Raw genomic sequence first — 23,373 nt, 5'->3', positions numbered from 1 at the left:
TGGTCGTGCCCCATCTTCGCAGGGCGAGCGCGGCCGCGATCGAGAAGGGCTGCACAAGCAGCGCAGCCCGAAGGGCCGGTACTCCACCCCCGAGCGGGGGAGTACCGGCCCTTCGGACCGCTCAGAGCGACGCGGAGGCCTCAGGGATGCCTCAGACGCGTCAGAGGACGCGGACGGCGCCCGTCGGCTTGTCGTAGCTCAGGTTGCGCTCGACGATGCCCGTGCTGGGGTTCTGCGCGCCGACGAACTTGCCGCCGCCGACGTAGATGGCGACGTGGTACGCGTTGCCCTTGGAGCCCCAGTACAGGATGTCGCCCGGCTGCAGGGCGCTCAGGGACACCGAGGTGCCGGCCGAGGACTGCGCCTGGGACATCCGCGGCAGGGAGATGCCGGCCTGGCGGTAGGCGGCCTGGACGAGGCCGGAGCAGTCGAACGAGGACGGGCCGGTGCCGCCCATGACGTACGCCTTGCCGACCTGCGCGCGGGCGAAGTTCACGATGGCGGCGGCGGAGCCGGTCGCCGGGGCGGCCACGGAGGCGCCGGAGCCGTCGCTGGAGGTCGAGCCGGAGGACTTGGTCGACAGGGAGGCGCGGGCCGTGCTGCGGTTGGCGCGCTCGGCCTCGGCCTTGCGGTCGGCCTCCTCCTGGACCTTCTTGGCCTCGTCGGCCTTCTTCTGGGCCTCTTCCTTGGCCTGCTTCGCCTCGGCGGCGGCGCCGGTACGGGCGCTCTCCTCCTGGGCGGTCAGTTCGCCCTTGATGGCGGCCGCGCGGGTGTTCTCGGCGGCAGTGGCCACGGCGGAGGAAACCTCGGCGGCCAGGTCCAGGTTGAGGACCGGCATTTCGAGCGTCGTCTCGGCCACGGGCTCGGACGGGGACGCGCTCGCGGTGCCGGCCATGGCGAGGGTGCTGAGGACGCCACCGGCAACTCCGGCGCGGACCGCGAGCTTCGAGGCGCTGCGGCGGGGCTTCCGGTGGCTGGGTATGTGAGCGGTGTGGGACATGAGGACAACCGCTATCAGGGCGCGCGGGGTCCCTTCAAGAAACGTGGCTTGCGCCACAGTTGTGCGCGAAAGGCGCTAACCGGGCGCGCCGCGCTTCTTATTGACGCCGTAACGGACAGAACGGACACGCTTTCACAAGGCTGTGATCATGGGGTTTCCGCAATAAGTCCGGAATGATCCTCGGCCTACCATCCCTCCGCACAGATGGCCAAGCCCTCTTTCCTCGTCACGAAACGGGAGTGGTGCAGGTCACAGGAGCGTCACGCTGTGCGGACGCTGTGGGCCTTCCGTGACCTTGCCGTGAACTCCCCGTCGGGTTCGTGAACGGATGCACGCGGTGGTGGTGCCCCAGGACCCGCGTCTGCCCCGCGTCCACCTCCGTACACGTGGGCTCCCCCGACCGGGCGACGCCGATCCCTTTATCACTGCGGCGGCCGCGTCGCCAATTTGCCTGCAATGGCCATCATTTGATAGGGCGACGCCTCTTCTACCTGCGGTAACGGGGTCGGATGTCACCTTTGGTGATCATGTGGATGCTTCGCGTATGAAGATCACCACTCATCGGACTTCATGATCGTTCGTCAGGTGGTGGAGATCACAAACTCGGTGTTGCAACCCGTGTCGCAGATCACAGAGGAGCGGGCATAAGATGCGCACGAGTCCGGCTTGTGAACTGCCTCACATGGAAGCGTTCGATCAAAGCGCGATCTTGGCGAGGCGGGGCACGCGGCGCCGGAGGCGGTCCAACGGTCAAGGACGACTGGAAGGAGCGAGGAGCGTGAATGCGTACGCGCCCATCCTCGTGCTCGGCGCCCTCGGCGCAGGGTTTGCGATCTTCTCCGTGGTCATGGCCACGCTGATCGGCCCAAAACGGTACAACCGGGCAAAGCTTGAGGCATACGAGTGCGGCATCGAGCCGACTCCGGTGCCGGCCGGCGGCGGCCGCTTCCCCATCAAGTACTACCTGACGGCGATGCTCTTCATCGTCTTCGACATCGAGGTTGTCTTCCTCTACCCCTGGGCCGTCACTTTCGACTCCCTGGGGATCTTCGGGCTCGTCGAGATGCTGCTCTTCGTGCTCACCGTCTTCGTCGCCTACGCCTACGTGTGGCGCCGCGGCGGCCTGGAATGGGACTGAGGGGCTGAATTTCCCATGGGACTGGAAGAGAAGCTGCCGAGCGGCTTTCTGCTGACCACCGTCGAACAGGCAGCGGGCTGGGTGCGCAAGTCATCCGTCTTCCCTGCGACCTTCGGCCTGGCCTGCTGCGCCATCGAGATGATGACCACCGGAGCGGGCCGGTACGACCTGGCCCGCTTCGGCATGGAGGTCTTCCGGGGTTCCCCCCGCCAGGCCGACCTGATGATCGTGGCCGGCCGGGTCAGCCAGAAGATGGCGCCGGTGCTGCGACAGGTGTACGACCAGATGCCGGCTCCCAAATGGGTCATTTCCATGGGGGTTTGTGCATCTTCAGGTGGAATGTTCAACAACTACGCGATCGTCCAGGGCGTCGACCACATCGTCCCGGTGGACATCTACCTGCCCGGCTGCCCGCCGCGCCCCGAGATGCTGATCGACGCGATCCTCAAGCTCCACCAGAAGATCCAGGGATCGAAGCTCGGCGTGAACCGGGAAGAGGCGGCCCGTGAGGCGGAGGAGGCGGCCCTCAAGGCCCTCCCCACCATCGAGATGAAGGGGCTGCTCCGGTGAGCGAGACCCGAGAGCCGGAGAACGGCAACAACGTCCCCGCCCCGCGCGCGAGCGGCCCCGAGGTCATCGGCGTCCGCAAGGGCATGTTCGGGGCCGCGAACGGCGGCGACACCAGCGGCTACGGCGGCCTGGTCCGCACCGTGGCCCTGCCCGGCGCGACCAGCCGCCCCTACGGCTCCTACTTCGACGAGGTGGCCGACGAACTCGAAGGCGCTCTGGAGGAGCAGGACCTGGTCCCCGAGAACGCCATCGAGAAGACCGTGGTCGACCGGGGCGAGCTCACCTTCCACATCGCCCGCGAGCACCTCGTGCGCGTCGCGCGCACCCTGCGCGACGACCCGGCCCTGCGCTTCGAGCTCTGCACCGGCGTTTCCGGCGTGCACTACCCCGGAGACAAGGGCCGCGAGCTGCACGCCGTCTACCACCTGCGCTCGCTCACCCACGGCCGCGTCCTGCGGCTGGAGGTGTCCGTCCCGGACAGCGACCCGCACGTCCCCTCGCTCGTTGCGGTCTACCCGACCAACGACTGGCACGAGCGCGAGACGTACGACTTCTTCGGCCTGATCTTCGACGGGCACCCGGCCCTCACCCGGATCATGATGCCGGACGACTGGCAGGGCTTCCCGCAGCGCAAGGACTACCCGCTCGGCGGCATCGCCATCGAGTACAAGGGCGCCCAGATCCCGGCTCCCGACCAGCGGAGGTCGTACAGCTGATGTCCACTTCGAATCACGCCTCCGCCGACCACGCCTCCGCGCGCGAGACGACCGAAGGCACCGTTTACACCGTGACCGGCGGCGACTGGGACGAGATCGTCCAGTCGGCGGCCAAGGCGGACGACGAGCGGATCGTCGTCAACATGGGCCCGCAGCACCCGTCCACCCATGGCGTGCTCCGCCTGATCCTGGAGATCGACGGCGAGACGGTCACCGAGGCCCGCTGCGGCATCGGCTACCTGCACACCGGCATCGAGAAGAACCTCGAATTCCGGAACTGGACGCAGGGCACCACCTTCGTGACGCGCATGGACTACCTGACGCCGTTCTTCAACGAGACGGCGTACTGCCTCGGCGTCGAGAAGCTGCTCGGCATCACCGACCAGATCCCGGACCGCGCCACCGTCATCCGCGTCCTGCTGATGGAGCTCAACCGGCTCTCCTCCCACCTGGTGTGCATCGCCACCGGCGGCATGGAGCTGGGCGCGACCACGATCATGATCTACGGCTTCCGCGACCGCGAGCTGATCCTCGACGTCTTCGAGCTGATCACCGGACTGCGCATGAACCACGCGTTCGTCCGCCCCGGCGGCCTGGCGCAGGACCTGCCCCCGGGCGCCGTCGACCAGCTGCGCGAGTTCGTGAAGACCATGAAGAAGAACCTGCCGGAGTACGACAAGCTCGCCACCGGCAACCCCATCTTCAAGGCCCGCATGCAGGACGTCGGCTACCTCGACCTCACCGGCGCCATGGCGCTGGGCGCCACCGGCCCGATCCTGCGCTCCGCCGGCCTGCCGCACGACCTGCGCAAGTCGGAGCCGTACTGCGGTTACGAGAACTACGAGTTCGACGTGCCGACCACCGACACCTGCGACTCCTACGGACGCTTCCTGATCCGCCTGGAGGAGATGCGCCAGTCGCTGCGGATCGTCGAGCAGTGCCTGGACCGGCTGGCGCCGGGCCCGGTGATGGTCGCCGACAAGAAGATCGCCTGGCCGGCGCAGCTGGCGATGGGCCCCGACGGGCTCGGCAACTCGCTCGACCACATCAAGAACATCATGGGCACCTCCATGGAGGCCCTCATCCACCACTTCAAGCTGGTGACCGAGGGCTTCCGGGTACCGGCCGGGCAGGTGTACGCGGCCGTCGAGTCGCCCAAGGGCGAGCTCGGGGTGCACGTCGTCTCCGACGGCGGCACGCGTCCCTACCGGGTCCACTTCCGCGACCCGTCCTTCACCAACCTTCAGGCCATGGCAGCGATGTGCGAGGGCGGCCAGGTCGCCGACGTCATCGTCGCCGTCGCCTCCATCGACCCCGTGATGGGAGGCGTCGACCGATGACCGACATCCAGTTGGGGATGCCCCAGCTTCCCGCCCCCGACTTCCCGGCCGAGGTACGCGCCCGGCTCGAAGCGGACGCGCAGGAAGTCATCGCCCGCTACCCCGACAGCCGCTCCGCGCTGCTGCCCCTGCTCCACCTCTGCCAGTCGGAGGAGGGCCACGTCTCGCGCACCGGCATCCGCTTCTGCGCCGACGTACTGGGCCTGACCACCGCCGAGGTCACCGCCGTGGCCACCTTCTACACGATGTACCGGCGCAAGCCCTCCGGCGACTACCAGGTCGGCGTCTGTACGAACACCCTGTGCGCGGTCATGGGCGGCGACGCCATCTTCGACGAGCTCAAGCAGCACCTCGGAGTCGGCAACAACGAGACCACCCCCGACGGCAAGGTCACCCTCGAGCACATCGAGTGCAACGCGGCCTGCGATTTCGCCCCCGTGGTGATGGTCAACTGGGAGTTCTTCGACAACCAGACCCCCGAGTCCGCCAAGGCCCTGGTGGACGACCTGCTGGCCGGCCGCGAGGTCCTGCCGACCCGGGGCGCGCCGCTGTGCACGTACAAGGAGACCGCCCGGATCCTGGCGGGCTTCCCGGACGAGCGCGAGGGCGCGGTCGAGGCGAGCGGCGGCGCCGGCCCCGCCTCCCTGATCGGCCTGCGCATCGCGCGCGGCGAGTCCCCGCACACCTCGATCGTGCACCCGCGCGGCGAGTCCCGTGGCGAGACGCGCGGCGAGACCAAGTCCGAGGGAGGGGAGTGATGTCCGTGTCTTCCAAGGAAAGTCATGGGGGTACCTCCCGGCCGGAGGCCGGGGGAGGGACCAGCCCGGAGAAGCTCCTCGCACCCGTCCTGTCGGCCTTCTGGGACGAGCCCGCTTCGTGGACGCTGGAGACCTACCGGCGTCACGAGGGCTACGAGGGCCTGCGCAAGGCCCTCGCGATGACTCCGGACGACCTCATCGCCTACGTGAAGGACTCGGGTCTGCGCGGACGCGGCGGCGCGGGCTTCCCCACCGGAATGAAGTGGCAGTTCATCCCGCAGGGCGACGGAAAGCCGCACTACCTCGTCGTGAACGCGGACGAGTCGGAGCCGGGAACCTGCAAGGACATCCCCCTCCTCTTCGCCAACCCGCACTCCCTCATCGAGGGAATGATCATCGCCTGCTACGCGATCCGCTCGCAGCACGCCTTCATCTACCTGCGCGGCGAGGTCGTACCGGTCCTGCGGCGCCTGCACGAGGCGGTGCGTGAGGCGTACGAGGCCGGATACCTCGGGAAGGACATTCTGGGGAGCGGGCTCGATCTCGACATCACGGTGCACGCGGGAGCGGGCGCGTACATCTGCGGCGAGGAGACGGCTCTGCTCGACTCCCTCGAAGGCCGGCGCGGTCAGCCCCGGCTGCGTCCTCCCTTCCCTGCCGTGGAGGGGCTCTACGCGTGCCCCACTGTCGTCAACAACGTGGAGTCCATCGCCTCGGTTCCCGCGATCCTGAACAAGGGCAAGGACTGGTTCAAGTCGATGGGGACCGAGAAGTCCCCCGGCTTCACGCTGTATTCGCTCTCCGGGCACGTCGCGGGCCCCGGCCAGTACGAGGCCCCGCTCGGCATCACCCTGCGCCAGCTGCTCGACATGAGCGGCGGGATGCGGCCCGGGCACCGGCTGAAGTTCTGGACCCCGGGCGGCTCCTCCACCCCCATGTTCACGGACGAGCACCTCGACGTCCCGCTCGACTACGAGGGAGTGGGCGCGGCCGGCTCGATGCTCGGCACCAAGGCGCTCCAGTGCTTCGACGAGACCACCTGCGTGGTGCGGGCCGTGACCCGGTGGACCGAGTTCTACGCCCACGAGTCCTGCGGCAAGTGCACACCCTGCCGCGAAGGCACGTACTGGCTGGTCCAGTTGCTGCGCGACATCGAGGCCGGCAAGGGCGTCATGTCCGACCTCGACAAGCTGAACGACATCGCCGACAACATCAACGGCAAGTCCTTCTGCGCGCTCGGCGACGGCGCCGCCAGCCCCATCTTCTCCTCGCTCAAGTACTTCCGCGAGGAGTACGAGCAGCACATCACGGGCAAGGGCTGCCCCTTCGACCCCAAGAAGTCGACCCTCTGGGCTGACACGGAGGTGAACGCATGACCGTCACCACGAACGCTCCCGCCGGTGGCGGGGAGCCTGCGGTGCCAGCGGAGAATCTGGTGTCGCTGACCATCGACGGCGTCGAACTGTCGGTGCCCAAGGGGACCCTGGTCATCCGGGCCGCCGAGCAGCTCGGCGTCGAGATCCCCCGGTTCTGCGACCACCCGCTCCTCTCCCCGGCCGGCGCCTGCCGCCAGTGCATCGTCGAGGTCGAGGGCCAGCGCAAGCCGATGGCCTCCTGCACCATCACCTGCACCGACGGCATGGTCGTCAAGACGCAGCTCACCTCCGAGGTAGCGGACAAGGCCCAGCGCGGGGTGATGGAGCTGCTGCTCATCAACCACCCGCTGGACTGCCCGGTCTGCGACAAGGGCGGCGAGTGCCCGCTGCAGAACCAGGCGATGTCGCACGGCAACGCGGAGTCCCGTTTCGAGGGGAAGAAGCGGACGTACGAGAAGCCGGTCCCGATCTCCACGCAGGTGCTGCTGGACCGCGAGCGGTGCGTGCTGTGCGCGCGCTGCACCCGCTTCTCCAACGAGATCGCCGGCGATCCGATGATCGAGCTGCTCGAGCGCGGCGCGCTCCAGCAGGTCGGCACGGGCGAGGGCGACCCCTTCGAGTCGTACTTCTCCGGCAACACCATCCAGATCTGCCCCGTCGGCGCCCTCACCTCCGCCGCGTACCGGTTCCGCTCCCGCCCCTTCGACCTCGTCTCCTCCCCGAGCGTGTGCGAGCACTGCGCGGGCGGCTGCGCGACCCGGACCGACCACCGCCGCGGCAAGGTGCTGCGCCGGCTGGCCGCGGATGACCCCGAGGTCAACGAGGAGTGGATCTGCGACAAGGGCCGCTTCGGGTTCCGTTACGCACAGCAGCGGGACCGGCTCACCACCCCGCTGGTGCGCAGCGCCGCCGGTGTCCTGGAGCCGGCGAGCTGGCCCGAGGCGCTGGAGGCCGCGGCGAACGGTCTCGCCTCCGCGCGCGGCCGGGCCGGGGTGCTGACCGGCGGGCGGCTCACCGTCGAGGACGCCTACGCGTACGCCAAGTTCGCGCGGGTGGTGCTCGACACGAACGACATCGACTTCCGGGCCCGGGTGCACAGCGCGGAGGAGGCCGATTTCCTGGCCGCCACCGTGGCCGGCACCGGCAAGGACCTCGACGGTGCGGGGGTCACGTACACCTCGCTGGAGGCCGCGCCCGCCGTCCTGCTCGTCGGCATCGAGTCCGAGGAGGAGGCCCCCGGGGTCTTCCTGCGGCTGCGCAAGGCCCACCGCAAGCACAAGCAGCGGACCTTCGCCCTCGCCCCCTTCGCCACCCGCGGCCTGGAGAAGGCGGGCGGCATCCTGCTGGCCGCCGCCCCCGGCACCGAGCCCGAGTGGCTGGACGCACTCGCCTCGCGGTCCGGGCTGGAGGCGGGCGGCGCGGCCGCCGCCGACGCGCTGCGCCAGACCGGTGCGGTCATCGTCGTCGGGGAGCGCCTCGCCGGGGTGCCCGGCGCGCTGACCGCCGCCGTACGGGCCGCCGCCGCGACCGGGGCCACGCTGGTGTGGATCCCGCGCCGGGCCGGTGAACGGGCCGCCGTCGAGGCGGGCGCGCTGCCGTCGTTGCTGCCCGGCGCCCGCCCGGCCACCGACCCGCGGGCCCGTGACGAGGTGGCCACGGCCTGGGGCCTGGACGAACTCCCGCACCGCTACGGCCGCGACACCGGCCAGATCGTCGAGGCCGCGGCCACGCGCGAACTGTCCGCCCTGCTGGTGGCGGGCGTCGAGGTCGCGGACCTGCCGGACCCGGCCCGCGCGCGGACCGCCCTCCAGGAGGCCTTCGTGGTCTCCCTGGAACTGCGGCCCAGCGAGGTCACCGAGCACGCGGACGTGGTCTTCCCGGTGGCCGCGGTGGTCGAGAAGGCCGGCGCCTTCATCAACTGGGAGGGCAGGGTCCGGCCGTTCGAGGCGGCGCTCAAGCCCGACCAGATGACCCGCCGGCTCGCCCCGGCCGACGCCCGCGTGCTGCACATGCTGGCGGACGCCGCGGACCGGCCGATCGCGCTGCCCGACGTACACGCCGTACGCCGCGAGCTCGACGGGCTCGGCCCGTGGGCCGGGGAGCGCGCCGCCGAGCAGTCCGCGGACACCGCGCCGCTGCCCCGCCCGGGCACCGGCGAGGCCGTCCTCGCGGGCCACCGGCTCCTCCTCGACCAGGGCCGGCTCCAGGAGGGCGACGAGGCCCTGGCCGGCACCCGGCACGAGGCGAGCGCCCGGCTCTCGGCGGCCACGGCGGCCGAGACGGGCGTCAAGAACGGGGACGTCCTCGCGGTCACCGGCCCGGCCGGCTCCGTGGAACTCCCGCTCCGGATCACCGAGATGCCCGACCGCGTGGTCTGGCTCCCGCTGAACTCCACCGGCTCCGGGGTCCTCGCCGACACCGGCGCCCGCCCGGGCACCCTGGTCCGGATCGGCCCCGCGACCCCGGCCGGCACCGGCGACACCACTGCGGAGGTGGGCGCGTGAACGCGGTACAGCTTGCCGCCGAGGACCTGAGCCTGTTCGGCAAGGACGTCTGGTGGCTCGTCCTCATCAAGGCGGTGTTCTGCTTCGCCTTCCTGATGGTGACCGTGCTGTTCTCCATCGTGTGGGAGCGCAAGGTCGTCGCCTGGATGCAGCTGCGCATCGGCCCGAACCGGCACGGCCCCTGGGGCATGCTCCAGTCGCTCGCCGACGGCGTGAAGCTGATGCTCAAGGAAGACCTCATCGTCAAGCGGGCCGACAAGGTGGTCTACGTCCTGGCCCCGATCATCGCGGCGATCCCGGCCTTCATGGCCATCGCGGTGATCCCCTTCGGGCCCGCGGACGACCAGATCTCCATCTTCGGCCAGCGCACCACGATGCAGCTGACCGACCTGCCCATCGCGATGCTCTACATCCTCGCGGTGGCCTCGGTCGGCATCTACGGCATCGTGCTGGCGGGCTGGTCCTCCGGCTCGACCTACCCGCTCCTCGGGGGCTTGCGCTCCTGCGCGCAGATGATCTCCTACGAGATCGCGATGGGCGCGGCCTTCGCCTCGGTCTTCCTCTACTCCGGGTCGATGTCGACCTCGGCGATCGTGGAAGCCCAGGCGGACCGCTGGTACATCGTCCTGCTGCCGGTGTCCTTCATCATCTACGTCATCACGATGGTCGGCGAGACGAACCGCGCCCCCTTCGACATGCCGGAGTCCGAGGGCGACCTGGTCGGCGGCTTCAACACCGAGTACTCGTCCATCAAGTTCGCGCTGTTCATGCTCGCCGAGTACGTCAACATGGTCACCGTCTCGGCGGTCTCGGTCACCCTCTTCCTGGGCGGCTGGCGGGCCCCGTACCCGATCAGCACCTTCTGGGAGGGCGCGAACCACGGCTGGTGGCCGATGCTCTGGTTCGTCATCAAGGTCCAGCTGCTGCTGTTCTTCTTCATCTGGCTGCGCGGCACGCTGCCGCGCGTGCGCTACGACCAGCTGATGAAGCTCGGCTGGAAGGTCCTGATCCCGGTCTCCGTGGTCTGGCTGATGCTGGTCGCGACCGTCCGGGCGCTGCGCAACGAGCAGTACGACTTCAGCGAGATCGTCCTCTACGTGGGCGGCGCCGTCGTGGCGATCCTGCTCCTCTCCTTCGTCGCGGACCTCTTCCGCGACAAGCGCGAGAAGGCCGCCGCCGAGGAGGCCGGCAAGGCCGCCGCGGCCGAGCCCTTCGACCCGCTCGCGGGCGGGTTCCCCGTACCGCCCAAGCCGGGCCAGCACCTGGCACCCGTACCGCGCCGACGGCCTCGCGCAGAGCGAGAGCTGATTGTCAGTGGCGGGGCGAATACTGACAGTGACCGAGAGGAGGGTGCTGAGAATGTCTGACGCCGACAAGAGCGAGAAGTGGCAGAACCCGGTGGCCGGCTTCGGCGTGACCTTCAAGGCCATGTTCAAGAAGCGGCTCACCGAGCAGTACCCGGAGACGCAGAAGACCACCGCCCCGCGCTTCCACGGACGGCATCAGCTGAACCGGCACCCGGACGGTCTGGAGAAGTGCATCGGGTGCGAGCTGTGCGCCTGGGCCTGTCCCGCCGACGCCATCTACGTGGAGGGCGCGGACAACACGGAGGAGGAGCGCTACTCCCCGGGCGAGCGGTACGGCGCGGTCTACCAGATCAACTACGCCCGCTGCATCCTGTGCGGGCTGTGCGTCGAGGCGTGCCCGACCAGGGCGCTGACCATGACGAACGAGTTCGAACTGGCCGACTCCAGCCGCGAATCGCTCATCTACACCAAGGAGCAGCTGCTCTCCGGGCTCACCGAGGGCATGGTCGAGGCGCCGCACTCGATGTTCCCCGGCACGGAGGACACGGACTACTACCGCGGACTGGTGACGGGGGCCGCCCCCGGCACGGTCCGGCAGGTGGCCGTCTCCAAGGGTGAAGTCGCGGAAACCGCCGAGGAGGTGGAGGCATGAGCGCCCTCGCCGCCGCCACCCTGACCTCGACGGGCGAGGCGGTCCAGTTCTGGGTCCTCGGCACGGTCGCCGTCATCGGCGCGCTGGCCACGATCCTGATGAAGAAGGCCGTGCACAGCGCCCTCAGCCTGGCCGGGACGATGATCATCCTGGCGGTCTTCTACCTCGCCAACGGGGCGTACTTCCTGGGCGTCGTCCAGGTCATCGTCTACACCGGCGCGATCATGATGCTCTTCCTCTTCGTGGTCATGCTCGTCGGCGTCACCGCAGCCGACTCCCTGAAGGAGACCATCAAGGGACAGCGCTGGCTGGCCGTCCTGTGCGGGCTCGGCTTCGGCACCCTGCTGATCGCCGGCATCGGCCACGCCAACCTCACCCACTTCAACGGGCTCGGCCGGATCAACTCGGCCGGACACGTCGAGGGCCTGGCGCAGCTGATCTTCACCAAGTACGTCTTCGCCTTCGAGATCACCGGCGCGCTGCTGATCACCGCGGCCGTCGGCGCGATGGTGCTCACCCACCGCGAGCGCACGGAGCGGGCCGCCACGCAGCGCGAGCTCGCCGAGAAGCGCGTCCGCGAGGGCGTGCAGCTCCCGCCGCTGCCCGCGCCCGGCGTCTACGCCCGGCACAACGCGGTGGACGTCGCGGGCCTGCTGCCGGACGGCACCCCGTCCGAGCTGACGGTCAGCAAGACGCTGCGCGCCCGCGGCCAGATCCGGGACGTCTCCAGCGAGGCGCTCGACGACCTCAAGGCACTGGAGCAGGCGTCCTCGGAGCGCCTCGGCCGTGAGGAGGCCTCGAAGTGAATCCGGTCAACTACCTGTACCTGGCGGCCCTGCTGTTCACCATCGGTGCGGCCGGAGTGCTGATCCGCAAGAACGCGATCGTGCTGTTCATGTGCGTCGAGCTGATGCTCAACGCCTGCAACCTCGCCTTCGTCGCCTTCTCGCGGATGCACGGCAACCTCGACGGCCAGATCATCGCGTTCTTCACGATGGTCGTCGCCGCCGCGGAGGTCGTGGTCGGCCTGGCGATCATCGTGTCGCTGTTCCGTACCCGCCACTCGGCCTCGGTCGACGACGCCAGCCTGATGAAGCTGTAAGGGGTCGCTGTGGAGAACCTGATTGCGCTGCTGATCGCGGCGCCCCTGCTCGGAGCGGTGGTGCTGCTGTGCGGCGGCCGGCGCCTCGACAAGACCGGCCACTGGATCGGCACCCTGCTCGCGGCCGTCTCCTTCGGGATCGGCGCCGTACTGTTCGCCGACATGCTGAGCCGCGGGGCCGATGACCGGACCCTGCACCAGAACCTGTACACCTGGATCCCCGTCGAGGGCTTCCAGGCGGACATGGCCTTCCAGCTCGACCAGCTGTCGATGACCTTCGTCCTGCTGATCTCCGGGGTGGGCACGCTCATCCACGTGTACTCGATCGGGTACATGGAGCACGACGAGCGCCGCCGCCGTTTCTTCGGCTACCTCAACCTGTTCGTCGCGGCCATGCTGCTGCTGGTCCTCGCCGACAACTACCTCCTGCTGTACTTCGGCTGGGAGGGCGTGGGCCTCGCCTCGTACCTCCTGATCGGCTTCTGGCAGCACAAGCCCAGCGCGGCCACGGCCGCGAAGAAGGCCTTCCTGGTCAACCGCGTCGGCGACATGGGCCTGTCGATCGCGATCATGCTGATGTTCACCACCTTCGGGACCTTCACCTTCGGGCCGGTGTTCGGCGCGGTGGGCGAGGCGTCCGAAGGCAAGCTGACGGCGATCGGCCTGATGCTGCTGCTGGCCGCCTGCGGCAAGTCGGCCCAGGTGCCGCTGCAGTCCTGGCTCGGTGACGCGATGGAGGGCCCGACCCCGGTCTCGGCCCTGATCCACGCGGCGACGATGGTGACGGCGGGCGTGTACCTGATCGTCCGCTCGGCCGCCGTCTTCAACGCGGCGCCGGACGCCCAGCTGGTGGTCACCATGGTGGGTGCGGTCACGCTGCTCTTCGGTGCGATCGTCGGTTGCGCGAAGGACGACATCAAGAAGGCCCTCGCCGGGTCGACGATGTCCCAGATCGGCTACATGATCCTGGCGGCGGGCCTCGGCCCGATCGGCTACGTCTTCGCGATCATGCACCTGGTGACGCACGGCTTCTTCAAGGCGGGCCTCTTCCTCGGCGCCGGTTCCGTGATGCACGGGATGAACGACGAGGTCGACATGCGCAAGTACGGCGGGCTGCGGAAGTTCATGCCCGTCACCTTCGTCACCTTCGGCCTCGGGTACCTGGCCATCATCGGCTTCCCAGGCCTGTCCGGCTTCTTCTCCAAGGACCTGATCATCGAGGCGGCCTTCGCGAAGGGCGGCACCGAGGGCTGGATCCTCGGCGGGGTCACCCTGCTGGGCGCCGGCATCACCGCCTTCTACATGACCCGCGTCATGCTCCTCACCTTCTTCGGCGAGAAGCGCTGGCAGACCGACGCCGAGGGACACGAGCCGCACCCGCACGAGTCCCCGAAGTCCATGACCATCCCGATGGTCATCCTGGCCTTCGGGTCGGTCTTCGCCGGCGCCTTCTTCGAGATCGGCGACCGCTTCCTGAACTGGCTGGAGCCGGTGACCGGTTACGCGCACGGCCACCCGCCGGTCAGCGCCATGACGGTGACCCTGGCCACCATGGCGGTCCTGGTAGTCGGCGTCGTCATCGCCTGGTCGATGTACGGCCGCAGGCCCGTCCCGGTCATCGCCCCGCGCGGCTCGCTCCTCACCCGGGCGGCCCGGCGGGACCTCCTCCAGGACGACTTCAACCACGTCGTGCTGGTGCGCGGCGGGGAGCACCTGACCCGCTCGCTCGTGTACGTCGACCACAGCCTGGTCGACGGGGTGGTCAACGGTACGGCCGCCTCGGTCGGCGGACTGTCGGGCCGGCTGCGCAAGCTGCAGAACGGCTACGCCCGCAGCTACGCGGTCTCGATGTTCGGGGGCACGGCGATCCTGATCGCCGCGACCCTGCTGATGAGGGCGGTGTGAGATGAGTTTCCCGCTTCTGACGGTGACGGCCGCGGTCCCCGCGGTCGGTGCGATCCTGACGGCGGCCGTCCCGGCCGCCCGCAGGACCGCCGCCAAGTGGCTCGCCCTGCTCTTCTCGCTGGCGACCCTGGCCCTGGCCGTGCTCGTCGCGATCCGCTTCGAGCCCGGTGGCGCCCGCTACCAGCTCACCGAATCCCGGTCCTGGATCGCCGACTTCGGCGTCCGCTACGAGCTGGGGGTGGACGGGATCGGGGTGGTGCTCATCGGGCTCACCGCGCTCCTGATCCCCTTCGTGATCGCGGCCGGCTGGCACGACGCCGACCCGCTGGAGACCAAGAGCTCCCGCTGGCGGCCGACGCAGGGCTTCTTCGCCCTGATCCTGCTGGTCGAGGCGATGGTGATCATCTCCTTCGAGGCCACCGACGTCTTCCTCTTCTACATCTTCTTCGAAGCCATGCTCATCCCGATGTACTTCCTCATCGGCGGCTTCGGGGACCGGGCGCACTCAGGCTCGGACGAGAACGCGGCCGCGCAGCGCTCGTACGCGGCGGTCAAGTTCCTCCTCTACAACCTGGTCGGCGGCCTGATCATGCTGGCCGCCGTCATCGGGCTGTACGTGGTCGCCGGGAACTTCTCGCTCCAGGAGATCGCCGCCGCCCGCGCCGCGGGCACGCTCGACATGGCGACCAACACCGAGCGGCTGCTGTTCCTCGGCTTCTTCTTCGCCTTCGCGGTGAAGGCCCCGCTGTGGCCGCTGCACACCTGGCTGCCGAACGCGATGGGCGAGGCCACCGCCCCGGTCGCCGTGCTCATCACCGCGGTCGTCGACAAGGTCGGCACCTTCGCGATGCTCCGCTTCTGCCTCGGCCTCTTCCCCGATGCCAGCAAGTGGGCCACGCCGGTGATCCTGGTCCTGGCCCTGATCAGCATCGTCTACGGCGCGCTGGTCGCGGTCGGCCAGCGCGACATCAAGCGGCTGGTCGCCTACGCCTCGATCTCGCACTTCGGGTTCATCATCCTGGGCATCTTCGCGATGACCTCCCAGGGCCAGTCCGGCGCCACCCTCTACATGGTCAACCACGGACTGTCGACGGCGGCGCTGATGCTGGTGGCCGGCTTCCTGATCTCGCGGCGCGGCTCGCGGCTCATCGCCGACTACGGCGGCGTGCAGAAGGTGGCCCCGGTCCTCGCCGGCACCTTCCTGATCGGCGGCCTCGCCACCCTCTCGCTGCCAGGGCTCGCGCCCTTCGTCAGCGAATTCCTGGTCCTGGTCGGCACGTTCGCCCGGTACCCGGTCGTCGGCATCATCGCCACCATCGGCATCGTGCTGGCCGCGCTCTACACGCTGGTGCTCTACCAGCGCACGATGACCGGTCCCGTGAAGGAGGAGGTCCGAACCATGCCGGACCTGCGCCTGCGGGAGGTGCTGGTGGTGGCCCCGCTGATCGCGCTGCTGATCGGGCTGGGCGTGTACCCGAAGGTGCTCACCGACATCGTCAACCCGGCGGTGGAGCACACCATGTCGGACGTGAAGCAGACGGACCCCGCACCTGAAGTGGAGGCGGCGAAGTGAGCACACTGACTTCCGCCCACAGCCTGTGGCCGCTCGCGGCCGAAGCCCCGGTCGACCGGATCCCGGCACCGGTCATCGAGTACGCGCAGCTCGCGCCCACGCTGATCGTGGTGGGCGCGGCGGTCCTCGGGATCCTCGTCGAGGCCTTCGTACCGCGCAAGTCCCGCTACTACGTGCAGGTGTTCCTCGCCGTCGCCGCGCTGGCCGCGGCCTTCGCGGCGGTCGTCGGCCTCGCGGCCGGCGGGTACGGGAGCACCAAGGCGCACATCGCGGCGATGGGCGCCATCGCCGTGGACGGCCCGGCGCTGTTCCTGCAGGGCACCATCCTGCTGGCCTCGATCGTCGCGGTCTTCACCTTCGCCGAGCGGCGCCTCGACCCGGCCGCGCACGGCAACCGGGTGGACTCCTTCGCCGCCCAGGCGGCGTCCGTACCGGGCAGCGAGAGCGAGAAGGCCGCCGTCAAGGCCGGGTTCACCACCACCGAGGTCTTCCCGCTGGCACTGTTCGCGATCGCCGGAATGCTGATCTTCCCGGCGGCCAACGACCTGCTGACGCTGTTCATCGCGCTGGAGGTCTTCTCCCTCCCGCTGTACCTGCTCTGCGCCGTCGCCCGCCGCCAGCGGCTGATGTCGCAGGAGGCCGCGGTCAAGTACTTCCTGCTGGGTGCCTTCTCCTCCGCCTTCCTCCTCTTCGGCATCGCGCTGCTCTACGGGTACGCGGGCTCGGTCTCGTACGCGACGATCGCCGACGTCGTGGACGGCACGGTCGTGAAGGTCGACCCGGCGCTGGCCGACACCATGGGCAACGACGCGCTGCTGCTGATCGGCGGGGCGCTGATCCTGACGGGCCTGCTCTTCAAGGTCGGCGCGGTCCCGTTCCACATGTGGACCCCGGACGTCTACCAGGGCGCTCCGACCCCGATCACCGGGTTCATGGCGGCGGCGACGAAGGTGGCCGCGTTCGGCGCCCTCCTGCGTCTGCTCTACGTGGTTCTGCCCGGCCTGCGGTGGGACTGGCGGCCGGTGATGTGGGGCGTCGCGATCGTCACGATGCTGGCGGGTGCGGTGATCGCCGTGACCCAGACGGACGTCAAGCGGCTGCTGGCGTACTCCTCGATCGCGCACGCGGGCTTCATCCTGGCCGGTGTGATCGCCACCTCGGCGGAGGGCATCCAGGCGGTCCTCTTCTACCTGGCCGCGTACTCCTTCGTGACGATCGGCGCCTTCGCGGTGGTCACGCTGGTGCGCGACGCGGGCGGGGAGGCGACGCACCTGTCCAAGTGGGCGGGTCTGGGCCGCCGCTCGCCGCTGACCGCGGCGGTCTTCGCGGTGTTCCTGCTGGCCTTCGCCGGTATCCCGCTGACGTCGGGCTTCTCGGGCAAGTTCGCCGTGTTCAGCGCGGCGGCGGAGGGCGGTGCGGGTGCGCTGGTCGTGGTCGGTGTCATCTCGTCCGCGATCGCCGCGTTCTTCTACATCCGGGTGATCGTCCTGATGTTCTTCAGCGAGCCGAAGGCCGACGGCCCGACCGTGGCCGTCCCCTCGCCGCTGACGATGACGACGATCGCGGTGGGCGTCGCGGTGACCCTGGTCCTGGGTGTGGCCCCGCAGTACTTCCTGGACCTGGCGGGCCAGGCGAGCACCTTCGTCCGCTGACCGGTTCGTCGTACGGGACAGGGCCCGGCCCCCTTCGGGGGAGCCGGGCCCTTCGTCGTGCGGGCACCCGCTAGCGGCCGTGCGCGTGCCCGGCTCCCCCCGCGGCCGGGCTCTTCTTGGGGCAGGTCAGCGCGGGGTTCCAGTTGTGGAAGCGGCCGGCCGGGTTGTCCTTGTACGCCCACATGTGCAGGTCGTAGTGCTTGGGCATGCCCGCCCAGTGGCCCGGCATCGGCCCGTCGAAGGGCAGCCCGAACATGCTCGGACGGTCGTCGGCCGTTTTCAGGTCCTGGTCCCGGTCGGTGTACATCCACTCCACGGTCTGCAGCTTGCGACGGCCGTTGCGGTCCTTCTCGGTGCTGTAGAGGAGCGCGGTCGGCCTGGCGGGGTCCATCGAGCCCCAGTTGGCCTGCTTGACGTAGTGGTAGCCCATGGAGCCCACCCCGAACGGGTTGGTCATGCACGCTTCGCCGTGCGGGACGTACCCGTCCTTGAGGGCCTCCCGCTCGTCCACGTACTTGGCCGTCACCGCGATGGCCGTCGCCATGTCCCTCATGGCCTTGGGGTTGCGCGGGTCGGGCGCGGGCCCCTCGACCGCGTGGGCCGGAGCCACTGCGGCCAGACCGAGCGACACGGCGGCCGCACAGGCGAGGACGGTCTTCAGACTGCGTACGTACATGGCGGGGGCTCCTCGCGGTGGGGGTACGGGGTACGGGTTCCCGCTTCCATTCGTCCGTCCACCATCCCGGCCCGTACCGCCCGCCGCACGCGGCGCGCCTCCGAACGGGGCCCCCGGCGCCCCTCAGGCGCGGGCCGCGTACGCGCGGACGTCCGCGTCCGGGTCCGTGACCGCCGTGGCGAGCGCGGTCCGGGCCTCCGCGGTGTCCCGGTGGGCCAGCAGGGACAGCACCGCTGCCTTGCGGACGTCCGCGTTGGCGTCGGCCAAGGCCTCGGCCAGAGCCGGCACCGCCGCGGACGTGGCGGCCGCCGACAGCCCGGCCGCCGCCCCCGCCCGGACCTGCCAGGCCGCGTCGGCCAGGGCCGCCACCGCGGTACGGGCGTACCCGTCAGGGCAGCCGACCGAGGCCAGCGCGGCCAGGGCGGCGCCGCGCACCAGCGGGTCCGGGTCGGCCAGCAGCGGGTCCAGGGGTGCCGGGGCCGGGGCGTGCACCGCGGCCAGGCCCCTGGCCACGGCCACCCGGACCTCGCGCGCCGGGTCCGCCGCGGCCGTGGCCAGCGCCGGGACCGCGTCCACCGCGACCAGCCCCCGGACCGCGTGGATGCGGACCTCCGGGTCGGCATCGGCCAGCGAGGCGGCGTACAGCTCCGCATCGCCCAGCCGGAGCGCCCGCAGGGCTTCGAGCGCGGCCGAGCGCACTGCGGGGTCGGGCACCGCGAGGGCGGCGCGCAGCCCGGCCCCCAGCTCCGGCTCGCCCGGCAGGACCTCCACCAGCTCGCGCAGCGCAGCCGCGGCGGCCGCCCGTACGGCGGGAGCCGTGTCGCCGAGGCGGGCGGCCAGCGCGGGCCCGGCCCCCTCGGGGACGGTCTCGCCGAGCGCGGCCACCGCTGCGGCCCGTACCGACGGATCGGGGTCGGCCAGGTACGGCGTCAGGGCGGCCAGGTCCGGTGACTCCTCGGCCAGGGCGAGGAGTTCCACGATCCGCGGCGAGGCTCCCGGGGAGCTCCCGGGGGCGAGCGCCGGATCCGGGACCGGCAGGGCCGGGGTGCGGGCCGCCGGAGCCGCCTCGCGCGGGCCCGCCGTCGCCACCGGGGTCAGCGCGACCTCGCCCAGGTGCCGCGAGGGACCGCCGGCCGGGGCGAACCCGTCCACCGGGACCAGGTAGGGCTCGACCGGCCGGGCGGTGAACTCCATCGCTCCCGTGGCCGATTTGCGCAGGTCCAGGTGGTACAGCCAGCCCGCGTCATCCCGCTCCGGATGATCGAGGCGCTCGTGGTAGAGGCCCCAGCGGGACTCCGTACGGGCCAGCGAGGAGCGGGCCGCCATCTCCGCGCAGTCCCGGATGAAGGACACCTCCGCGCACCGCATCAGCTCGTGCGCCGTGGTCGCGCCCATCTCCGCGATCTCGCCCGTCATCCGGTCGAAGGCCTCGACGGCGAGCGAGAGCTTCGCGCCCGTCTTCGGCGGCGCCACGTAGTCGTTCACGAACCGCCGCAGCTTGTACTCCACCTGAGGCTGCGGCGGCCCGTCCGGGTTGCGCAGGGGGCGGTAGACCAGCTCGTGGGCCGCCGCCAGCTGGTCGGCCGGCAACACGCCCTCGTAGGCGGTGTGGCGGGAGGCGTCCGCACCCGCCAGGTCGCCGAAGACGAAGGCCCCGATCATGTAGTTGTGCGGCACCGAGGCCAGGTCCCCGGCCGCGTACAGCCGAGGGACGGTGGTCCGGGCGTGGTCGTCGACGCGGACTCCCGAGGCGGAGTGGCCCCCGCACAGGCCGATCTCCGAGATGTGCATCTCGATGTCGTGGGTGCGGTAGTCGTGGCCGCGGCCCGCGTGGAAGGTGCCGCGCGTCGGCCGTTCGGATCGCGAGCGAGTCGAGCGGACACATGTCGACGCAGAGGGTGCAGCCTTCGATGCACAGGGACTCGTCGATGGTCACGGGCACGTCGCCGCGCTGGGGGACCAGAGGCATGGCTGTCTCCAGGAAGGTGGGTACGCAAGGGGGTCAGAGGGAGCGGCGCAGCAGGCCGCTCATGGTGATCCGGTCGCCGCGGAAGCGGATGAACTCCAGGTCCACGGGCCGGCCGTCGCCCAGGTGGGTGAGGCGCTCCAGCATCAGGACGGCGGCCCCGCGCGGGGCCTGCAGGACGGCGGCCGAGTGCGCGTCGGCGTTGACGGCCTCGAGGGTGATCTCGGCGTGGCCGAGCGGCTGTCCGGTGAGCTGTTCCAGGAGCCGGAAGACGTCCGTGTTCTCCAGGTCGCAGCCCAGCAGTCCGGCGCCGACGTCCATCGGGACGTAGGTGAGGTCGAGGGAGAGCGGCAGCCCGTTCAGGCGGCGCAGCCGTTCGATGTAGAGCACGTCGGCGTGCTCGGGCAGGCGGAGGCGGCCGGCGACGGGGGCGGGGGCGCGCACGGCGCCGACCGTGCGGACCTCGTTGGTCACCCGGCCGTGCTCGTGCAGGGTTTCGGCCAGGCCCTGGAGGCGGTCCAGGCCGTGCCGGTACTTCTCGCACACGACGACGGTTCCGACGCCCGGCCGGCGCTCCACGAGCTGCTCGCCGCGCAGCAGGTCGAGGGCCTGGCGGACGGTGTTGCGGCCGGCGCCGTAGTCGGCGGCGAGGGCGTCCTCCAGGGGGAGGACCCCGCCGGGGTAGCCGCCCGCCAGGATCTGGTGGCGCAGCAGGTCGGCGAGCTGGCGCGCCTGGTCCGCGCGCAGGCGCCGGCGGCGCGCGGCGGCGACCGGGACGGTGTGCGTGGCGGTGCGTTCGGCTGGCATGGCAGGGAACGTACCGGCGCTCCGGCGGGCGTGGTGTTGCCGCAGTGTTGCGCCACCGGGCGGAGCACTTACGGGGCTGTGACCTGCGGTTTCGGCGGGGTGGCGGAAAGATCCGCCACCCCGCCGACCGAATACCGGACTAGCGCGATCCCACGATGCGGCCGGTGACCTCGCCGAGGCCCACCCGGGTGCCGTCGGCGCCGGGCGCCCAGGCGGTGAGGGTGACGGTGTCCCCGTCCTCCAGGAAGGTGCGCTTGCCGTCGGCGAGTTCGATCGCGTCGCGCCCGTTCCAGGTCAGCTCCAGCAGCGAGCCGCGCTGGCCGGTCTCGGGGCCGCTGACGGTGCCGGAGCCGTACACGTCGCCGGTGCGCAGCGAGGCGCCGTTGACGGTCATGTGCGCGAGCTGCTGGGCGGCGGTCCAGTACATCGACGCGAACGGCGGCTGCGCCACCTCCTGCCCGTTGATGGAGACGGTGATGCGCAGGTCGAAGCCGCCGGGGCGGTCGCCGGCGGCGTCGTCCAGGTAGGGCAGTAGCGGGAAGTCCCGGGCGGGCGGGGTGACACGGGCCGCGTCCAGGGCCTCCAGCGGGGTCACCCAGGCGGAGACGGAGGTGGCGAAGGACTTGCCGAGGAAGGGGCCGAGCGGCACGTACTCCCAGGCCTGGATGTCCCGCGCCGACCAGTCGTTGAGGAGGAAGAGCCCGAAGACGTGGTCCTCGAACTCGCCCAGCGCCACGGGGCGGCCCAGCTCGGAGGGGGTGCCGACGACGAAGCCGACCTCGGCCTCGATGTCGAGCTTGACGGACGGGCCGAAGACGGGCGCCGGGTCGGTGGGGGCCTTGCGCTGCCCGGAGGGCCGTACGACGTCGGTGCCCGAGACGACGATCGTCCCCGACCGGCCGTGGTAACCGATGGGCAGGTGCTTCCAGTTGGGGGTCAGAGCGTCCCCGTCGGGCCGGAAGATCTTCCCGACGTTGGTGGCGTGGTGCTCGCTCGCGTAGAAGTCGACGTAGTCGGCGACCTCGTACGGGAGGTGCAGCGTCACGGCGTCGAGCGGCGTGAGGTGCGGCTCGACGGTGGGGCGGTGGCCGGGGTCGGTGACCCAGGCGGTCAGCGCGCGGCGCACGTCGCGCCAGGTGGTGCGCCCGGCGGCCAGCAGCGGGTTGAGCGAGGACTGCCCGAGCAGCCCGGCGTACGGGGAGCCGAGCGCGGCCGCGGCCGCCCCCGCGTCGAGCACGTGTCCGCCGATCCGCACACCGATCCGGCGACGGCCTTCCGAGGCGGTCGAGAAGACGCCGTAGGGGAGGTTGTGCGGCCCGAACGGGTCGCCCTCGGGAACATCGAGGGGGCTCTGCTGGGGCATGGGGTACTGCCTCGCTTTCGACGCGGTCCGGGGGTGTCCCGGGGGATGGGTTGACACGTTACGTGGCCGGTGGGGCCTGCGGGAGACCGGATTGGGGCGCTATTTGTAGGACTTGTCCAACGGGGTCCGTATCCTTGGCGCCGTGACTTCCGCCCTCCCCTATGCCTTGATCGCCACTGACCTGGACGGGACTCTGCTGTGCGCCGGGGACTTCGTCTCCGCCCGCTCGTACGCGGCGCTCGCGACGGCGCGCGCCGCGGGCGCCCAGCACATCATCGTCACCGGCCGCCCCGTCCCGCAGGTCCGGCACGTCCTGGACGGCCTCGGCTACGAGGGGCTCGCGGTGTGCGGGCAGGGCGCGCAGGTGTACGACGCGGCGCGCGGGCGCCTGCTGCACTCCGTGTCCATGGACCGGGGGCTGGCCGAGGTGGCCCTCGGCAAGATCGAGGCGGAGATCGGCGAGGTCTACGCGGCGGTCAACCAGGAGGGCGTCGACGCGGAGATGCTGATAGGGCCGGGCTACCGGATGTGGCATCCGCACCTCCCGACGGTCCGGGTGCCGCGGCGGTCGGACCTGTGGTCGGCCCCGATCAACAAGGTGCTGCTCCAGCACCCCCGGCTGGACGACGACGAGCTGACCCAGGTGGCGCGGTCGGTGGTCGGCGACCTGGTCAACGTCACCATGGCGGGGGAGCACACGGTGGAGCTCCAGCCGCCGGGCGTCGACAAGGCCAGTGGGCTCGCGCGGGCGGCGGAGGTCCTCGGCCTGGCCGCCTCGGCGACGATCGCGTTCGGTGACATGCCGAACGACGTCCCGATGTTCGCGTGGTCGGCCCACGGGGTGGCCATGGCCAACGCCCACCGCGAACTGGTCGCCGTCGCCGACGAGATCACCCTCTCGAACGAGGCAGACGGCATCGCGGTGGTCCTGGAACGGCTCTTCGGCTAACCGCCCTGGCGCCAGGCAG

20 protein-coding genes and 1 pseudogene are annotated in these 23,373 nt (G+C 70.6%); 15 read left to right on the top strand and 6 right to left on the bottom strand.

From position 1 onward, the window contains the following. Window positions 1–160 precede the first annotated feature (160 nt). On the bottom strand, window positions 161–1,000 hold the full coding sequence (locus OHA89_RS16580; protein WP_215143100.1) for a C40 family peptidase: 840 nt from the start codon (window positions 998–1,000) through the stop codon (window positions 161–163). Between the two features lie 778 nt (window positions 1,001–1,778). Here OHA89_RS16580 and OHA89_RS16575 point away from each other — a divergent pair. Genes OHA89_RS16575 through nuoN form a run of 14 tightly spaced genes read left to right on the top strand, consistent with a single transcriptional unit; the run spans window position 1,779 to window position 17,593 of the window. Continuing rightward, on the top strand, window positions 1,779–2,138 hold the full coding sequence (locus tag OHA89_RS16575; protein ID WP_008738438.1) for an NADH-quinone oxidoreductase subunit A: 360 nt from the start codon (window positions 1,779–1,781) through the stop codon (window positions 2,136–2,138). A 15-nt stretch (window positions 2,139–2,153) separates the two neighbouring features. Continuing rightward, window positions 2,154–2,708 (top strand): NADH-quinone oxidoreductase subunit B family protein, encoded by a 555-nt coding sequence (locus tag OHA89_RS16570; protein ID WP_215143098.1) that lies wholly within the window; start codon window positions 2,154–2,156, stop codon window positions 2,706–2,708. Continuing rightward, the gene (locus OHA89_RS16565; RefSeq protein WP_266608314.1) at window positions 2,705–3,424 is read left to right on the top strand and encodes an NADH-quinone oxidoreductase subunit C; all 720 of its coding nucleotides are present in this window, start codon (window positions 2,705–2,707) and stop codon (window positions 3,422–3,424) included. The genes OHA89_RS16570 and OHA89_RS16565 overlap by 4 nt, the downstream gene beginning before the upstream one ends. Next, window positions 3,424–4,764, top strand: a complete 1,341-nt coding sequence (locus tag OHA89_RS16560) for an NADH-quinone oxidoreductase subunit D (protein ID WP_215143093.1) — start codon at window positions 3,424–3,426, stop codon at window positions 4,762–4,764. The genes OHA89_RS16565 and OHA89_RS16560 overlap by 1 nt, the downstream gene beginning before the upstream one ends. Continuing rightward, complete coding sequence (gene nuoE, locus OHA89_RS16555) at window positions 4,761–5,522, top strand: NADH-quinone oxidoreductase subunit NuoE (RefSeq protein WP_215143091.1); 762 nt, start codon at window positions 4,761–4,763, stop codon at window positions 5,520–5,522. Before OHA89_RS16560 ends, nuoE begins: the two co-directional genes overlap by 4 nt. Beyond that, window positions 5,522–6,898, top strand: coding sequence for an NADH-quinone oxidoreductase subunit NuoF (nuoF, locus tag OHA89_RS16550; protein ID WP_215143089.1), 1,377 nt, complete (start codon window positions 5,522–5,524; stop codon window positions 6,896–6,898). The genes nuoE and nuoF overlap by 1 nt, the downstream gene beginning before the upstream one ends. Beyond that, the gene (locus tag OHA89_RS16545) at window positions 6,895–9,402 is read left to right on the top strand and encodes an NADH-quinone oxidoreductase subunit G (RefSeq protein ID WP_266608308.1); all 2,508 of its coding nucleotides are present in this window, start codon (window positions 6,895–6,897) and stop codon (window positions 9,400–9,402) included. The genes nuoF and OHA89_RS16545 overlap by 4 nt, the downstream gene beginning before the upstream one ends. Continuing rightward, the gene (gene nuoH / locus OHA89_RS16540; RefSeq protein ID WP_257554872.1) at window positions 9,399–10,769 is read left to right on the top strand and encodes an NADH-quinone oxidoreductase subunit NuoH; all 1,371 of its coding nucleotides are present in this window, start codon (window positions 9,399–9,401) and stop codon (window positions 10,767–10,769) included. Before OHA89_RS16545 ends, nuoH begins: the two co-directional genes overlap by 4 nt. After that, complete coding sequence (gene nuoI, locus OHA89_RS16535) at window positions 10,762–11,361, top strand: NADH-quinone oxidoreductase subunit NuoI (RefSeq protein WP_257554870.1); 600 nt, start codon at window positions 10,762–10,764, stop codon at window positions 11,359–11,361. Before nuoH ends, nuoI begins: the two co-directional genes overlap by 8 nt. Then, window positions 11,358–12,167, top strand: coding sequence for an NADH-quinone oxidoreductase subunit J (locus tag OHA89_RS16530; protein ID WP_215143076.1), 810 nt, complete (start codon window positions 11,358–11,360; stop codon window positions 12,165–12,167). Before nuoI ends, OHA89_RS16530 begins: the two co-directional genes overlap by 4 nt. Then, entirely contained in the window at window positions 12,164–12,463 is a 300-nt protein-coding gene (gene nuoK, locus OHA89_RS16525; RefSeq protein ID WP_030864698.1) for an NADH-quinone oxidoreductase subunit NuoK, read from the top strand. Before OHA89_RS16530 ends, nuoK begins: the two co-directional genes overlap by 4 nt. A gap of 9 nt (window positions 12,464–12,472) precedes the next feature. Beyond that, window positions 12,473–14,368 (top strand): NADH-quinone oxidoreductase subunit L, encoded by a 1,896-nt coding sequence (nuoL, locus tag OHA89_RS16520; protein WP_266608301.1) that lies wholly within the window; start codon window positions 12,473–12,475, stop codon window positions 14,366–14,368. Window position 14,369: 1 nt separating this feature from the next. Further along, entirely contained in the window at window positions 14,370–15,941 is a 1,572-nt protein-coding gene (locus tag OHA89_RS16515; protein WP_266608299.1) for an NADH-quinone oxidoreductase subunit M, read from the top strand. A gap of 5 nt (window positions 15,942–15,946) precedes the next feature. Next, entirely contained in the window at window positions 15,947–17,593 is a 1,647-nt protein-coding gene (gene nuoN, locus OHA89_RS16510) for an NADH-quinone oxidoreductase subunit NuoN (RefSeq protein WP_406368515.1), read from the top strand. A 70-nt stretch (window positions 17,594–17,663) separates the two neighbouring features. Here the strand turns inward: nuoN and OHA89_RS16505 are convergent, their stop codons facing one another. From OHA89_RS16505 to fahA, 5 genes and pseudogenes are all read right to left on the bottom strand, one after another. Next, entirely contained in the window at window positions 17,664–18,269 is a 606-nt protein-coding gene (locus OHA89_RS16505) for a hypothetical protein (RefSeq protein WP_257554864.1), read from the bottom strand. A 123-nt stretch (window positions 18,270–18,392) separates the two neighbouring features. Then, on the bottom strand, window positions 18,393–20,060 hold the full coding sequence (locus OHA89_RS16500; protein WP_266608294.1) for a HEAT repeat domain-containing protein: 1,668 nt from the start codon (window positions 20,058–20,060) through the stop codon (window positions 18,393–18,395). Between the two features lie 67 nt (window positions 20,061–20,127). Next, window positions 20,128–20,238 (bottom strand): annotated as a pseudogene (locus OHA89_RS16495) (4Fe-4S ferredoxin); the annotation flags it as partial. Between the two features lie 33 nt (window positions 20,239–20,271). Further along, window positions 20,272–21,042 carry a GntR family transcriptional regulator gene (locus OHA89_RS16490; protein WP_406366488.1) on the bottom strand — a complete coding sequence of 257 codons (771 nt, stop codon included), beginning with the start codon at window positions 21,040–21,042 and terminating at the stop codon, window positions 20,272–20,274. Window positions 21,043–21,181: 139 nt separating this feature from the next. Beyond that, the gene (gene fahA / locus OHA89_RS16485) at window positions 21,182–22,405 is read right to left on the bottom strand and encodes a fumarylacetoacetase (RefSeq protein WP_266608290.1); all 1,224 of its coding nucleotides are present in this window, start codon (window positions 22,403–22,405) and stop codon (window positions 21,182–21,184) included. Between the two features lie 142 nt (window positions 22,406–22,547). Between fahA and OHA89_RS16480 the strand changes: the two genes are divergently transcribed. Further along, window positions 22,548–23,354: an HAD family hydrolase gene (locus OHA89_RS16480; protein WP_215145647.1), complete on the top strand. Its 807-nt coding sequence runs from the start codon at window positions 22,548–22,550 to the stop codon at window positions 23,352–23,354. Window positions 23,355–23,373: the final 19 nt, after the last annotated feature.

Source organism: Streptomyces sp. NBC_01546 (genome assembly GCF_045208355.1).
GTDB lineage: Bacteria > Actinomycetota > Actinomycetes > Streptomycetales > Streptomycetaceae > Streptomyces.
The sequence above is the reverse complement of the archived record's forward strand: the minus strand, read 5'-3'. Positions and strand labels throughout refer to the sequence as shown.